Source organism: Antarctobacter heliothermus (assembly GCF_002237555.1).
GTDB classification, from domain to species: Bacteria; Pseudomonadota; Alphaproteobacteria; order Rhodobacterales; family Rhodobacteraceae; genus Antarctobacter; species Antarctobacter heliothermus_B.
Genome location: NZ_CP022540.1, coordinates 2,127,213 through 2,139,970, shown reverse-complemented (window position 1 = coordinate 2,139,970; position 12,758 = coordinate 2,127,213). Strand labels below are relative to the sequence as shown.

The window sequence follows — 12,758 nt, the reverse complement described above, 5'->3', positions numbered from 1 at the left end:
CGGCCTAGCCCAGCACCCGCGCCTCATCCTGCAACATCACCGGGATGCCGTCGCGGATCGGATAAGCCAACCCGGCTGCGGTGCTGATCAATTCCTGCTTGTCCACGTCATAGCGCAGCCCGGTTTGGGTCACCGGGCAAATCAGCGCCTCCAGCATGCGGCGGTCAAATTCCGTTGTCATTGCATCAGATCCTCTTCTCCGCCCCGCAGGGTGTATTCGATCAGCGTCACCAGTGTCTCGCGCCGCGTACTGAGTGACGGCGCCTCCAGCAGCGCCTGCTTGTCCTCTGGACTGAACTCCAGCAGCATCGACAGCGAATTGAGCAACAGCTCGTCATCCGCCTCTTGCAGGGTGTCCCAATCCGCCGACAACTCTTTGGACATGAAATAGCGGTTCAACAGGTTCATGAACGTGCTGCGATCAAACCCGGTATCCGTCTCGGCCCCTTGCTGATCGCGCTCGAACCCGTCCCAGCTGACCTCACAGCGCCGATAGGGCGTGAACCCGTCGACCTCACCCAGAATGCGATAGCGCGACAGCCCGGTCAGCGTGACCATATAGCGCCCGTCCTCTGTCTCGGAGAATTGGGTCACGCGGCCCGCACAGCCGATCCGGTGCAACCCGTCCTCATCGCGCCCCGGGACAACATGCGGCTGCACCATTCCGATCAGGCGTGCCTCTGTCTTGAGGCAATCATCCAGCATCGCAAGGTAACGCGGCTCGAAGATATGCAATGGCAGACGCGCCCGGGGCAACAACAGCGCCCCGGGCAGCGGGAAGACCGGGATTGTCCCCGGAAGATCTTTGAACCGTTTCATGCCGGACAAGGTAGACTGCCCAACCGATCAGGCAAATATCATCGAGCTCAGTTTGCGTCGTCCATTCAGAACCAACGGATCATTGGCTTTCAGCGCATCGAAAATGGTGAACAGCTGTGTCTTTGCCGCGCCGTCATTCCACTCGCGGTCGCGCCGAAAGATGTCCAACAGCTGTTCAACTGCGCCCTCGGCATCCCCCGCCGCGTACATCGCTTGCGCCAGATCGAACCGCGCCTGCAGGTCTGCCGGATCGGCCTCAACCTTGGCTGTCAGCTCGGTGATCGGACCCGCATCCGCCGCCTGCCGGGCAAGCTGCAACTGCGCATGGGCGGCTTCCAGTTCAGGGGCCTTGGAAATCTCGACCGGGGCCCCGTTCAGGATCGCCTCGGCCTGATCCAGATCGTCCATCGCGATATGCGCTCGCACCAGACCGCCGTAGGCCCCGGCATGGGCCGGTTCCTCACCCAGGATCGCGGCAAAAGTCTGCGCCGCATCCACAGCCGCGCCCTGCTCCAGCATTTCTTCAGCCGCGGCGACCGCATCGTCCAACCCACCAGAGGCATCCCCGCCAGAGGCCTGCACCACGCGGTCGACAAAAGCCTTGATCTCGGATTGCGGCTGTGCGCCCTGAAACCCGTCAACCGGCTGGCCCTTGTAAAAGGCATAGACCGTCGGGATTGACTGGATCTGCAACTGCCCGGCGATGTTTTGCGCCTCGTCCACGTTGACCTTGACCATGCGCACCGCGCCTTTGGCCGCCTTCACCGCGTCCTCCAGCATCGGGCCCAAAGTCTTGCATGGACCGCACCAAGGCGCCCAGAAATCGACAATGACCGGCGTCTCGGCAGAACCATCCACGACCTCGGCCATGAACTCCGCTTCAGAGATATCCTTGACCAAATTGTCCGCAGCCTGTTGGCCGCCACCCAGTTCCAGCATCTCGCCCCCATAAGGTTCTATGTGCGCTTTACGAGGTAGATGGCGCAGGGGAAACAGATTTGCAAGGGTGGGTGCGCAGCCCTGCGGTCACTTGCCAGCTTCTATTTTAGGCGGGTCATCGCTATCGCGAACAAAAGAATGACGAGGCTATAATGGACTACAGACGAGATATTGACGGGCTGCGCGCTATAGCGGTTCTTCCAGTAGTCCTGTTCCACGCCGGATTTTCATGGTTTTCGGGTGGCTTTGTGGGCGTCGACGTCTTCTTTGTTATTTCGGGATTTCTTATCACCTCTCTCCTCGCCGAAGATCTGAGGCAAGGCCGCTTTTCAATTGGGCGGTTCTACGAACGTCGCGTCCGGCGCATCTTGCCGGCGCTCTTTCTGGTAATCCTTGTCTGCATTCCCTTCGCATGGATCTGGATGCTGCCCGCCGATTTCGAGGATTTCGCGGGCAGTCTGTCGATCACCATTTTCCTCTCGAACCAGTTTTTTATGAACGAGGTCGACTATTTCAATACCGAGGCCGACTTACAGCCTCTGCTGCACACTTGGAGCTTGGCGGTTGAGGAACAGTATTATCTCTTTTTCCCGCCCCTACTGTGGCTTGTCTGGAAAACCGGGCGGCGCGGAACGCTGGCTATAGTCTCACTTCTGGTGGCAATCAGCCTCGTTGTGGCGGTGATTGGCGCAGCCACCGCGCCTGATCTCACGTTCTACTTTTCGCCAGCGCGGTTCTGGGAGATCGGGATCGGCTCAATCTGTGCCCTATTGCTGTTGGACAGGAAACGGCGCCAGCATGGGGGGGCCACCGCGCTGGGTCTAGCTCTGATCGCCTACGCTGTCGTCTTTTACGACAAAACCGTCCCTATGCCGAGCCTCTGGACTCTGCCGCCTGTGTTGGGAACCGCGCTCGTCTTGCTGTTCGGAGGCTCGGCCAGCCCCGCGGGTAGGCTACTTTGCGCGGCGCCGGTGGTTGGCATCGGGCTGATCAGCTATTCCGCCTACCTTTGGCACCAGCCCTTGTTTGCTTTCGCCCGCCTATATGAATTGTCCGCGCCACCACCGTCTCTCATGCTTCTGCTGTCCGTCCTGTCGCTGATGCTTGCTTGGTTGACTTGGTGGTTCGTGGAACGTCCGTTCCGCCGTCGGAAACGGCCGATCCTGCCAAGGCGTCCGGTACTGTTTTCCAGTTTTGCGGCTTTGGGCACTGTCATCCTCGCCTTCGGGGTCTGGGGTTACAAAAGCGAGGGTCTGCCACAACGCCTGCCGGATAGAGCACGCGCCTTTGCCGCCTTCGAAGAGGACAGAAGCCCGCAACGCGACCTCTGCTTGCTGACCTATCGTGCGCCCGTGCCCGATCTACCCTTGGCCGGATGCGGGCTTCCCAATGCCTCGGCAACAAATCCAGACGTCGTTCTGATCGGCGATAGCCATTCCAACGCTTTTGCCCGGCAAGCGCAAATCGCTCTGGTCGAAGCGGGCTTTGCTACGGATGCGCTAGCCTACAGCGGCTGCCCCGCGATCGGAGGACTGGTTCAACTCAACCGCAAATCCGCCGAAGGGTGTCTGGACTATCAACGCCAGATCGTCGCCTCTGCCCGCAGTCGTGACGCAAAGGCGGTCATCGTCTCGATCCGCTGGCCCGGCTACCTCAGCGGATATCGCTATGACAACGGCGAAGGCGGCGTCGAAGCCGGTCCGACAATGACGGCCGATCTCTTTGATCGCTACGACGAGAAACGCGCGCCAGATGATCCCCAACGCCGCGCAGACGTTTTGGCAGCCTATGAGGCGGGGCTGCGCGACCTCTCGTCAGAATTCGCCGTGGTCGTAGTGGACCCGGTGCCAGAGGTCGGCTGGAACGTTCCCCGCGCGGCGGCACTTTGTGAACTACAGGGGCGACAATCCTGCCGGGATGGCCACTCCTACAATAATTACCTCGACCGCAACCGCCCCATTCTCCAGATGCTGGGCCGTTTAGAGCGTGAGGGGCTCATCCATCGTGCGAAAATCGCTCCGGCTTTCTGTGACACGATCCCCGGAGGCCGGTGCCGTATGTTCGACGACGAGGGGCGGCCTCTATACTTCGACGACGACCACCTTGCTCACACCACAGGTGCCGTTCTGATCGCGCCCGTCATTGTCGACGCCCTGCGCCGTGCCCTGCTCGTGCAAGAAGCGCTGTAGCGCAGGACACTGCGGCAACGGGCCTTTTTTGCGAAGCCCCTATAGGTCGAAGGTGGCAAAGACCGGCGCGTGGTCCGACGGCTTTTCCCACCCGCGCGCGTCGCGCAGGACGCGGCTGGAATGAGAGGCGTTCACGATGTCCGGGGTGGCCCAGACATGGTCCAGCCGCCGACCTTTGTTCGCCTCATTCCAGTCCCGTGCACGATAGGACCACCAGCTATACAGCTTGCCCACGGGCAAATCTTTACGGGTAACATCCACCCAGCCCCCGGCATCTTGTGCCTGTTGCAGCGCCTCAACCTCGACCGGCGTGTGTGAGATCACCTTGAGCATCTTCTTGTGATCCCAGACATCGTCCTCCATCGGCGCAATATTCAGATCGCCAACAAGAATTGCCTTTTCGGGACGTTCCGCCGCAAACCAGTCGCGCATTTCGGCGACGTAATCCAGCTTTTGTCCGAACTTCACGTTCTTCTCCCGGTCCGGGATATCGCCGCCAGCGGGAACGTAAAAGTTGTGAATTGTCAGCCCGTTTTCCAGTTTCGCCGCCACATGTCGCGCATGTCCGAGACCGGCAAAATCCTTGTCGCCCACGTCCTCCAGCGGCAACTTGGACAGGATCGCGACCCCGTTGTACCCCTTTTCGCCTCGCGCCACCATGTGGTGGTAGCCAAGCGCCGCAAACACATCGTGCGGTATTTTTGCCACCGGCGATTTGCATTCCTGAAGGCACAAAACGTCTGGCGCCTGCTCAGACAACAGCTTTTCGACCAGCCCCGCCCGCAAACGGACAGAGTTGATGTTCCAGGTGGCTAGTGTAGTCGGCATGTGGGATCTCCGGATCAGGTGGCGCGAGACTGCCAAGCCCATCCCCGGTGCGCAACCGGGTTTGGCCAGGGTTTTGGTCGACGGAACCCCGCCTCTAGATGATCTCGTCCTCATCGTACAAGGGTGGCGCGTCCAGATCGTCCTCGAACCGTTCCGCCGCGGCCTCGGCGCGCGCCATTTCGCGTGGTTCGGCGACATGAAACAGAGCATCACCCTCATTGACGACAGGCAGGTCCGAACGACCGATCACAATGCCGGTGACATCCGCTACCACTTCGGCCTCGCGTTCTCCGAACGGGTCGGACACCACACCAAGCACCTGACCTTTCTCGACAAAATCGCCCCGCCGTTTCAGCGTCCGCAACAGCCCGCCAGACGGCGCACGCATCCAGGACGACCGTTCGCAATAGACCGACGGCCCGCGCGCGCGCGGCACACCGCGCCCGGCGATCATGTCCAACTTGGCCATGACCCGCAAAATGCCCGCAACCCCGGTGCGTGCGGCATGTTCGTCAAACCGCAGCCCCTCGCCGGCCTCGAACAACAACAAATCCACGCCCGCCTCGGACGCGGCCAAGCGCAGCGATCCTTCGCGCGTCTTGGAGGTCATCGTAACCGGCGCGGCAAAAACCTCGCCAAGCTCGCGCAGGCGCGGGTTGCCGGGGGTCAGGCGGATTTGCGGCAGGTTCGTCCGGCCCACCGCCGCCGAATGCAGATCAATGCCGACATCGCAGCGGGTCACGATCTGGGTCAGGAACAGATGCGCCAGCCGCGCCGCCAATGACCCCGCCGGAGAGCCCGGAAAACACCGGTTCAAATCGCGCCGATCCGGCAGGTACCGCGATCTGTTTATAAACCCAAAGGAGTTTACAATCGGCACAGCCACCAGCGTGCCGGACATCCGCGACAGCGGCGCGGCGCGCAACAAACGCCGTACAATCTCTGCCCCGATGACCTCATCGCCGTGGACGCCAGCCGAGACAAACATCACCGTGCCGGGCCGCTTGCCGTGTATTACATGGGCCGACAACGTGACCGGCGAGTGATCCGACAGCACCGAGACCGGCAGGTCCACCGTGCGCCGAGTGCCCGCCGCAACAGACTCATCGCCAAGGATGAAGGGTTCTCTCATGACCGCACCTCCTGCCTTTCGGATTAGGCGGGCGACGTGATCTTGGCAAGCACCCCCTGCATATGAAAACGGGCGCCCGGACGGGCGCCCGCGTGACCGATCCGCTTCGGATCAGGCCGGGTTCTTCGCATAGCGCAGGTAAGGCAACTTGATATCCAGTTCGCCGAATTTGTCCGCTGCGGCGTCATTATCCAATGACAAGGCCACGATCACATCTTGCCCGACCTCCCAATTGGCCGGAGTCGCAAGCGGCTGTTCGTAGGTCCGCTGAAGACCATCCAGTGCGCGCAACACTTCGGCAAAGTTGCGACCCACCGACATCGGATACGTCATCATCAACTGAACCTTCTTGTTCGGCGCGATGATAAAGACAGAGCGCACTGTGGCGCTGTCCGCAGGGGTTCGGCCATCAGGCAGATAGGCATCGGCAGGCAGCATGTCCAGCGCCTTGGCCACCGCCAGATCCTCATCCGCGATGATCGGGAAACCGGCCGGCGCACCTGATGTTTTTTCGATGTCGCCTTTCCACTTCTTGTGCTCGTCCACACCGTCGACGGAAATCCCCATCACCTTGGTGCCGCGCTTATCCCATTCCGCCGCCAACTGTGCCACTGCGCCAAATTCGGTGGTGCAGACCGGGGTGAAATCTTTGGGATGCGAAAACAGGATCGCCCAGCTGTCGCCGATCCAGTCGTGCAGCACGATCTTCCCCAGATCGGTGGTCACGGTAAGGTTGGGGATCACATCGTTGATACGCAGGGCCATTGTGGGTCTTCCTTTCCTGTCCGAAAAACTCGGGTTTGATTTACGGGACTTAGGTATATTCTAAATACGACATGTAAAGCCCCGCCTTGCACCCCAACGGGCGGGGTGACAGAGTGCCGCAAAATCGGCCGCCGCCCTGTTGGTAAGATCCAGGGGCCAGCGTGTCGACAGATTTCAACGCAGGAGTAGAGCGATGATCGAGAAACGCCAATTCTATATCAATGGCGCCTGGGTAGAGGCGCAGGCCGGCACAGCGCATGACGTGATCGACCCGTCGACCGAAGAGGCCTGCGCAGTGATTTCGCTGGGCGGCGAGGCCGACACCAACGCCGCTGTGGCCGCCGCCAAGGCCGCCCTGCCCGGCTGGATGGCGACCCCGGTCGAGGACCGCATCGCTGCGCTGGAACGGGTCTATGCCGCCTACAAGGCGCGTGCCGAGGATCTGGGCCCGGCCATCAGCGTAGAGATGGGCGCGCCCATCGACATGGCAAAGACCCAGCAGGTCGGGGCCGGTCTGTGGCACCTCAAGAACTTTATCACCGCCGCCAAAGCCTTTCCTTGGGAGGCACCGCTTGGCGATGACACGCCCAATGATCGGATCATCCATGAGGCAGTGGGCGTCTGCGCCCTGATCACGCCGTGGAACTGGCCGATGAACCAGATCACGCTCAAGGTCGGCGCGGCGCTGGTGGCGGGCAATACGATGGTTCTGAAACCGTCTGAGGAAAGCCCGCTGGACGCGATGATCTTTGCCGAGATCATGGACGCGGCCGACCTGCCGCCGGGGGTATTCAACCTTGTGAACGGCGATGGCGCGGGTGTGGGCAGCCAGCTGTCGTCGCACCCGGACGTGGATATGGTCAGCTTCACCGGCTCGACCCGCGCGGGGCGGCTGATCTCGATCGCGGCGGCTGACACGCTGAAACGTGTCCATCTGGAACTGGGCGGCAAGGGCGCCAACCTTGTGTTTGCCGATGCGGACGACAAGGCGGTCAAGCGCGGCGTCCTGCACATGATGAACAACACCGGGCAGAGCTGTAATGCGCCCAGCCGGATGGTGGTCGAGGCGTCGCGCTATGATGCCGCCGTCGAAGAAGCTGCAGCGGTTGCGAGCAAGGTCACCGTCGGCCCCGCCTCTGAGGAGGGGCGCCACATCGGTCCCGTGGTGAACGGCAGCCAGTGGGAAAAGATTCAGGCGCTGATCGAAAAGGGCATCGCCGAGGGGGCGCGTCTGGTGGCGGGCGGTCCGGGGCGGCCCGAGGGGTTCAACAAAGGGTTCTATGTGCGGCCCACGGTCTTTGCCGACGTGACCAATGACATGACCATCGCGCAGGAAGAAATCTTTGGCCCGGTGCTGTCGATCCTGAAGTTCGAGAGCGAAGAAGAAGCCGTTCAGATCGCCAACGATACGCCTTACGGCTTGACCAATTACGTTCAGAGTTCCGACCCTGAGCGGCGTCAGCGGCTGGCGCGGCAGTTGCGGTCGGGCATGGTCGAGATGAATGGTGAGAGCCGTGGCGCAGGCGCGCCCTTTGGTGGCATGAAAATGTCCGGCAATGGCCGCGAGGGTGGCAGCTGGGGCATTCATGACTTTGTCGAGGTGAAATCCGTCTCTGGTTGGGCCGCCAAATAAGGCGTACTCCCATGGGCTGTCCACGTGTGGACAGCCCAACGGGTACGCAAAATCAATGGGTTACAGAGGCGTTTTAACGAACGCTTAGGAAACCGGGCCTCTCACGAGGCCCGGTTTTTTGCGTTTCTGCGTCCCCGTTTGGGGGGATTAAAGTCTGGAACCGGAGCCGATCTGACACCGTGCTTTTGACGGGATTGCGGACCGGGTATGCCCGAAGGGATGACCATGACTGTGTGTCCGACCACCGCCGCATCCATCCAACGCATCCACCAAACGCCCCCATTCACTCGGCGAAAATCACGCGTGGAAAATCACTTGCCGACAAGCGTCTTTGCATAGTCTTCGAGTTGCGTTGCCACCGTGCCCCAGCCGCCGAAGAACCCCATATCCTCATGGGTTTGCCGCGCCTCTGGGGATCGATGCCGTGCTGTGGCCGTGTAGGTGGTCCCGCCATGTCCGTCGTCTTCGAATTCGATGATCGCGGTCATGAAGGGGTCTGCGGCAGGCTTCCACCCTTCGCTGTAGGCATCGGTAAAGACCAATCGCCTGCCCTCCTCCACTTCAAGAAAGACGCCGTCATTCTTCATCGTGTTGCCATCGACATTGAAGGTCGTATTGAATTTTCCGCCAACACGCAGATCAATTTCGCAATCCTCGACAGAGTGCGGCCGTGGCACGAAGAACTGCTTGATATGTTGTGGGGTGGTCCAGCATTCCCACAGCAGGGATCGGGGCGCTTGGATGGTGCGCGTGAATGTCAGGTCGGTTTCAGGATACAGGATCATTTTTGGCGCTCTTTCGCTAGGGCGGTCACATAGTCATCAAAACGATCAAGCCTTCCTTCCCAAATGGCCCTTTGTTCCGTCAGCCAGTCCTTGGCCGGAAGAAAGGCATCGGGGGAAAGCGCGCAGATACGGGTGCGGCCCTGTTTTTTCGATGTGATAAGTTGGGCCGCTTCCAGTTTTTTCAGGTGCTCCATGAAGGACGGCAGCGCCATATCGTGCGGCTCTGCCAGTTCGCTGACCGACGCCTCGCCCCGCGCCAGACGTTGCAGGATCATGCGGCGTGTCGGATCCCCGAGAGCGGAGAAACACAGGTCGAGGTTTGGGTCAAACTTAGCCATACACCTAAGTAACACATCAAGGGTGGTCGATCAAGAACGTTTAGGGATGTGCCTAAGTGATGTGCCGGGCTGAAGCCCGGCCTACGGGTGGCTGTCAGGGATGGTCAGAACGGCGGCGGGGCGCGGAATTTCATGCCTTTGCCGCTTTCGGGATGGTTCACCCGCAATTCCTCGGCATGCAGCATCATGCGTGGGTATTGGTCAGCGGTTTCAGGCGCATACAGAGTGTCGCCAAGGATCGGATGGCCCAGCGCCAGCGTGTGCACCCGTAACTGGTGACTGCGGCCCGTATGGGGAAACAGCCGCACGCGGGTTTCCGTGTCCGAGGCCTTTAGCACCTTCCAAAGGGTCAGAGAGGGTTTGCCAGTCTCATGGCAGACCATCTGCCGGGGCCGGTTGGGCCAGTCGACGATCAGCGGCAGGTCCACCTCTCCGGTCGAGGGCTGTAGCCGTCCTTGCAGGCGCGCCAGATAGGTCTTTTTCGTCTTGCGGGTTTCAAACTGAAGGTTGAGGTGCCGCTGTGCGTGCGGTGTCAGGGCAAAGACCATTACGCCCGATGTATCGCGGTCCAGCCGGTGCACCAGCCGCGCTGTGGGAAAGGCCTTTTCCAGACGGTGCAGCAGGCAATCGTGCAAGTCTTCGGTCTTGCCCGGTACGGACAACAGCCCGGCGGGTTTGTCGACAAGCAACAGGTCGCTGTCCTCATACAGGACAGGGATTTCGCCGGTGGGGGGATTGTAGTCGGATGCCATGCCCCCATGTGGCAAGCGCGGGCGGTTTGCGCAACCCCCGCCCCTGCCGCGGGCGCGGTTGGCCTAGAGTTTGACCCGTTCGGATTTGGGATCGTAGAGAGGTTTCAGCGAGGGCGTTGCCTTGACCCGTGTGCCGGCGACGTCGATTTCATAGCTGGAGGCCAGAACGTCCTGCGCGGTTTCGCCCTTGCAGGGGACATAGCCAAGGCCGATCGCCCCGCCCAGCGTGTGGCCGTAGGCGCCCGATGACAGGTAGCCGACGATTTGGCCGTCGCGCAGGATCGGCTCATTGTGGTAAACCAGCGGTTCGGGGTCTTGCAGCTGGAACTGCAAAAGGCGCTTTTCCAGTCCGGTTTCCTTTTTCGCCAGCACGGCGTCGCGACCGATGAAGTGGGTTTTGGCGGTTTTGACGGCAAAGCCCAGCCCCGCCTCGAGCACATGATCCTCGCAGGTGATGTCATGGCCGAAGTGGCGAAAGGCCTTTTCGGCGCGGCAGCTGTCCATGACGTGCATGCCGCAAAGTTTGAGGCCAAACTCCTGTCCTGCGGTATGGATCGTGTCGAACACATGGCCCGCCATATCGGCGCCGACATAGACCTCCCAGCCCAGTTCGCCCACGTAGGTGACGCGGTGGACGCGGGCGCGGCCCATGCCGATCTCGATCTCCTGCGCGGTGCCAAAGGGGTTCACGGTGTTGGAGAAATCATTGGGAGAAACCGCCTGCAGCACCTCGCGTGCCTTTGGTCCCATGACGGCCAGCACGCCCTCCGCCGCTGTCACATCGGTGATGACCACGTTGCGGTCCCCCAGATGGCGGCGCAGCCATGTTTCATCGGCACGGCGCGTGGCGGCGGGAGTGACGACAAGATAAGCGGTTTCCGACAGGCGGGTGACGGTAACGTCCGCTTCTATCCCGCCGCGGCTGTTGAGGAACTGGGTGTAGACGATCTTGCCCGCTGGCACGGACATGTCGGCCCCGCAGACGTGGTTCAGAAAGGCCTCGGCATCGCGGCCTTCGACGCGCAGCTTGCCGAAAGAGGACATGTCGTACATGCCAACGTTTTCGCGGATGGCGCGGTGTTCCTCGGCCGAGTTGTCGAACCAGTTCTGGCGGCCCCAGCTGTAACGGTATTCGCGTTCCTGACCCTCGCGCGCGAACCAGTTGGCGCGTTCCCAGCCTGCCAGTTCGCCAAAGACCGCACCACCGTCGGCCAGCCGATCATGGAAGGGCGAGCGGCGCAGGCCGCGGGCGGTGACCTTTTGCTTGAAGGGAAAGTGGTCGTCGTAGAGCAGGCCCAGCGTTTCCGAGACGCGCGCGGCGAGGTAGCTGGTGTTGGTCTGGAACCCCTGCGCGCGGGCGATGTCGACATCACCGAGGTCAAAGGGTTTCTCGCCGTCGTTCATCCATTGCGCCAGCGCCATGCCCGCACCGCCCGCCGACTGAATCCCGATGGAGTTGAAGCCTGCCGCCACCCAGACGTTTTCGCGCCCCGGACAGAGGCCCATGTAATAGGCGTTGTCGGGGGTAAAGGATTCCGGGCCGTTGAAGAACGTGTGAATGCCCGCCTCGCCCAGCATGGGCATCCGGTGGACCGCGTTTTCGAGGATCGGCTCGAAGTGGTCGAAATCCTCTGGCAGTTGGTCGAACTCAAAGTCCTTGGGGATGCCGTTCAGCGCCCAGGGTTTGGCGCCCGGCTCAAACGCGCCCAGCATCATCTTGCCGGCGTCTTCCTTGTAGTAGGCGCATTCATCCGGCACGCGCAGGACCGGCAACTGGGTCAGTCCGGCGATGGGTTCGGACACGATGTAGAAGTGTTCGCAGGCTTGCAGGGGTACATCGGTGCCCAGCATCCGGCCCACCTCGCGGCCCCACATGCCGGCGCAGTTGACAACATGATCGGCGTCGATGGTGCCGGAGGTGCCGTCCTCTGCCTCCCAATGCACCTGGGTGATCCGCTCTCCGACGGTGGTGACGCGTGTGGCCTTGGTGCGTTCGGCCACGGTGGCGCCGCCCTGACGCGCGCCCTTGGCCATGGCGAGCGCGATATTGGCCGGGTCACCCTGCCCGTCCTTGGGCAGGTAAACGCCGCCCAGGACGCCGTCGGTGTTGAGATGGGCGTATTTGGATTTGATCTCTGCCACGTCGATCTCATCGATCTCGACCCCGAAGGCGCGGGCCATGGCGGCCTGGCGGCGCAGTTCCTCATGCCGTTCGGCGGTCAGAGCGACGGTGATCGAGCCGACGCGCTTGAAGCCGGTGGCGACGCCGGTTTCGGCCTCGAGGTTGCCGTAGAGTTCCTGACTGTACTTGGCGAGCCGCGTCATGTTCGCGGTGGCGCGCAGCTGGGCGATCAGGCCCGCGGCATGCCATGTGGTGCCGGAGGTGAGCTGCTTGCGCTCCAGCAGCACCACGTCGGTCCAGCCGAGTTTGGTCAGATGATAAGCCACGGAACAACCGATGACGCCGCCGCCGATGATGACAGCGCGGGCTTGGGTGGGCAGGGGCATGGCGGGGTCTCCGGTTTCGGGCGTCAGAGCGCCCTGCGGGCGCAGAAGGGGTATTTTCGCAGAGAAGAAA

At 61.6% G+C, this 12,758-nt stretch carries 12 protein-coding genes; 2 read left to right on the top strand and 10 right to left on the bottom strand.

The features are described 5' to 3' along the window. Nucleotides 1-4: 4 nt before the first annotated feature. From ANTHELSMS3_RS10150 to trxA, 3 genes are read right to left on the bottom strand one after another with little or no spacing between them, the layout of a single operon-like run. Nucleotides 5-181, bottom strand: a complete 177-nt coding sequence (locus ANTHELSMS3_RS10150) for a Trm112 family protein (protein ID WP_094034766.1) — start codon at nt 179-181, stop codon at nt 5-7. After that, entirely contained in the window at nt 178-819 is a 642-nt protein-coding gene (locus tag ANTHELSMS3_RS10145) for an LON peptidase substrate-binding domain-containing protein (protein ID WP_094034765.1), read from the bottom strand. Before ANTHELSMS3_RS10145 ends, ANTHELSMS3_RS10150 begins: the two co-directional genes overlap by 4 nt. 27 nt (nt 820-846) lie before the next feature. After that, the gene (gene trxA, locus ANTHELSMS3_RS10140; protein WP_094034764.1) at nt 847-1,758 is read right to left on the bottom strand and encodes a thioredoxin; all 912 of its coding nucleotides are present in this window, start codon (nt 1,756-1,758) and stop codon (nt 847-849) included. A 152-nt stretch (nt 1,759-1,910) separates the two neighbouring features. On the opposite strand from trxA, the gene ANTHELSMS3_RS10135 reads away from it, so the two are divergent. Beyond that, entirely contained in the window at nt 1,911-3,947 is a 2,037-nt protein-coding gene (locus ANTHELSMS3_RS10135; RefSeq protein WP_094034763.1) for an acyltransferase family protein, read from the top strand. 39 nt (nt 3,948-3,986) lie between these two features. On the opposite strand, the gene ANTHELSMS3_RS10130 is transcribed toward ANTHELSMS3_RS10135, so the two are convergent. From ANTHELSMS3_RS10130 to ANTHELSMS3_RS10120, 3 genes are all read right to left on the bottom strand, one after another. Continuing rightward, a complete protein-coding gene (locus ANTHELSMS3_RS10130; protein ID WP_094034762.1) occupies nt 3,987-4,775 on the bottom strand; it encodes an exodeoxyribonuclease III in 789 nt (262 codons plus the stop codon). A gap of 94 nt (nt 4,776-4,869) precedes the next feature. Further along, nucleotides 4,870-5,907 carry a succinylglutamate desuccinylase/aspartoacylase family protein gene (locus ANTHELSMS3_RS10125; RefSeq protein ID WP_094034761.1) on the bottom strand — a complete coding sequence of 346 codons (1,038 nt, stop codon included), beginning with the start codon at nt 5,905-5,907 and terminating at the stop codon, nt 4,870-4,872. A gap of 111 nt (nt 5,908-6,018) precedes the next feature. Beyond that, nucleotides 6,019-6,672: a peroxiredoxin gene (locus tag ANTHELSMS3_RS10120; RefSeq protein ID WP_094034760.1), complete on the bottom strand. Its 654-nt coding sequence runs from the start codon at nt 6,670-6,672 to the stop codon at nt 6,019-6,021. A gap of 193 nt (nt 6,673-6,865) precedes the next feature. Here ANTHELSMS3_RS10120 and ANTHELSMS3_RS10115 point away from each other — a divergent pair, with 193 nt between their 5' ends. Then, nucleotides 6,866-8,305, top strand: a complete 1,440-nt coding sequence (locus ANTHELSMS3_RS10115; RefSeq protein WP_094034759.1) for an aldehyde dehydrogenase family protein — start codon at nt 6,866-6,868, stop codon at nt 8,303-8,305. 311 nt (nt 8,306-8,616) lie between these two features. Here the strand turns inward: ANTHELSMS3_RS10115 and ANTHELSMS3_RS10110 are convergent, their stop codons facing one another. From ANTHELSMS3_RS10110 to ANTHELSMS3_RS10095, 4 genes are all read right to left on the bottom strand, one after another. After that, on the bottom strand, nt 8,617-9,090 hold the full coding sequence (locus ANTHELSMS3_RS10110; RefSeq protein ID WP_094034758.1) for an SRPBCC family protein: 474 nt from the start codon (nt 9,088-9,090) through the stop codon (nt 8,617-8,619). Further along, a complete protein-coding gene (locus ANTHELSMS3_RS10105; protein ID WP_439098669.1) occupies nt 9,087-9,365 on the bottom strand; it encodes an ArsR/SmtB family transcription factor in 279 nt (92 codons plus the stop codon). Before ANTHELSMS3_RS10105 ends, ANTHELSMS3_RS10110 begins: the two co-directional genes overlap by 4 nt. Before the next feature lie 167 nt (nt 9,366-9,532). Beyond that, nucleotides 9,533-10,180 (bottom strand): RluA family pseudouridine synthase, encoded by a 648-nt coding sequence (locus ANTHELSMS3_RS10100; RefSeq protein ID WP_094034756.1) that lies wholly within the window; start codon nt 10,178-10,180, stop codon nt 9,533-9,535. A 63-nt stretch (nt 10,181-10,243) separates the two neighbouring features. Then, nucleotides 10,244-12,688: a GcvT family protein gene (locus ANTHELSMS3_RS10095; RefSeq protein ID WP_094034755.1), complete on the bottom strand. Its 2,445-nt coding sequence runs from the start codon at nt 12,686-12,688 to the stop codon at nt 10,244-10,246. Nucleotides 12,689-12,758: the final 70 nt, after the last annotated feature.

What these genes read in the sequence shown, in the direction of transcription:
- ANTHELSMS3_RS10110 (WP_094034758.1), bottom strand. Translation starts at nt 9,090, where the DNA reads ATGATCCTGTATCCTGAAACCGACCTGACATTCACGCGCACCATCCAA.
- trxA (WP_094034764.1), bottom strand. Translation starts at nt 1,758, where the DNA reads ATGCTGGAACTGGGTGGCGGCCAACAGGCTGCGGACAATTTGGTCAAG.
- ANTHELSMS3_RS10095 (WP_094034755.1), bottom strand. Translation starts at nt 12,688, where the DNA reads ATGCCCCTGCCCACCCAAGCCCGCGCTGTCATCATCGGCGGCGGCGTC.
- ANTHELSMS3_RS10145 (WP_094034765.1), bottom strand. Translation starts at nt 819, where the DNA reads ATGAAACGGTTCAAAGATCTTCCGGGGACAATCCCGGTCTTCCCGCTG.
- ANTHELSMS3_RS10120 (WP_094034760.1), bottom strand. Translation starts at nt 6,672, where the DNA reads ATGGCCCTGCGTATCAACGATGTGATCCCCAACCTTACCGTGACCACC.
- ANTHELSMS3_RS10150 (WP_094034766.1), bottom strand. Translation starts at nt 181, where the DNA reads ATGACAACGGAATTTGACCGCCGCATGCTGGAGGCGCTGATTTGCCCG.
- ANTHELSMS3_RS10100 (WP_094034756.1), bottom strand. Translation starts at nt 10,180, where the DNA reads ATGGCATCCGACTACAATCCCCCCACCGGCGAAATCCCTGTCCTGTAT.
- ANTHELSMS3_RS10115 (WP_094034759.1), top strand. Translation starts at nt 6,866, where the DNA reads ATGATCGAGAAACGCCAATTCTATATCAATGGCGCCTGGGTAGAGGCG.
- ANTHELSMS3_RS10105 (WP_439098669.1), bottom strand. Translation starts at nt 9,365, where the DNA reads ATGATCCTGCAACGTCTGGCGCGGGGCGAGGCGTCGGTCAGCGAACTG.
- ANTHELSMS3_RS10130 (WP_094034762.1), bottom strand. Translation starts at nt 4,775, where the DNA reads ATGCCGACTACACTAGCCACCTGGAACATCAACTCTGTCCGTTTGCGG.
- ANTHELSMS3_RS10125 (WP_094034761.1), bottom strand. Translation starts at nt 5,907, where the DNA reads ATGAGAGAACCCTTCATCCTTGGCGATGAGTCTGTTGCGGCGGGCACT.
- ANTHELSMS3_RS10135 (WP_094034763.1), top strand. Translation starts at nt 1,911, where the DNA reads ATGGACTACAGACGAGATATTGACGGGCTGCGCGCTATAGCGGTTCTT.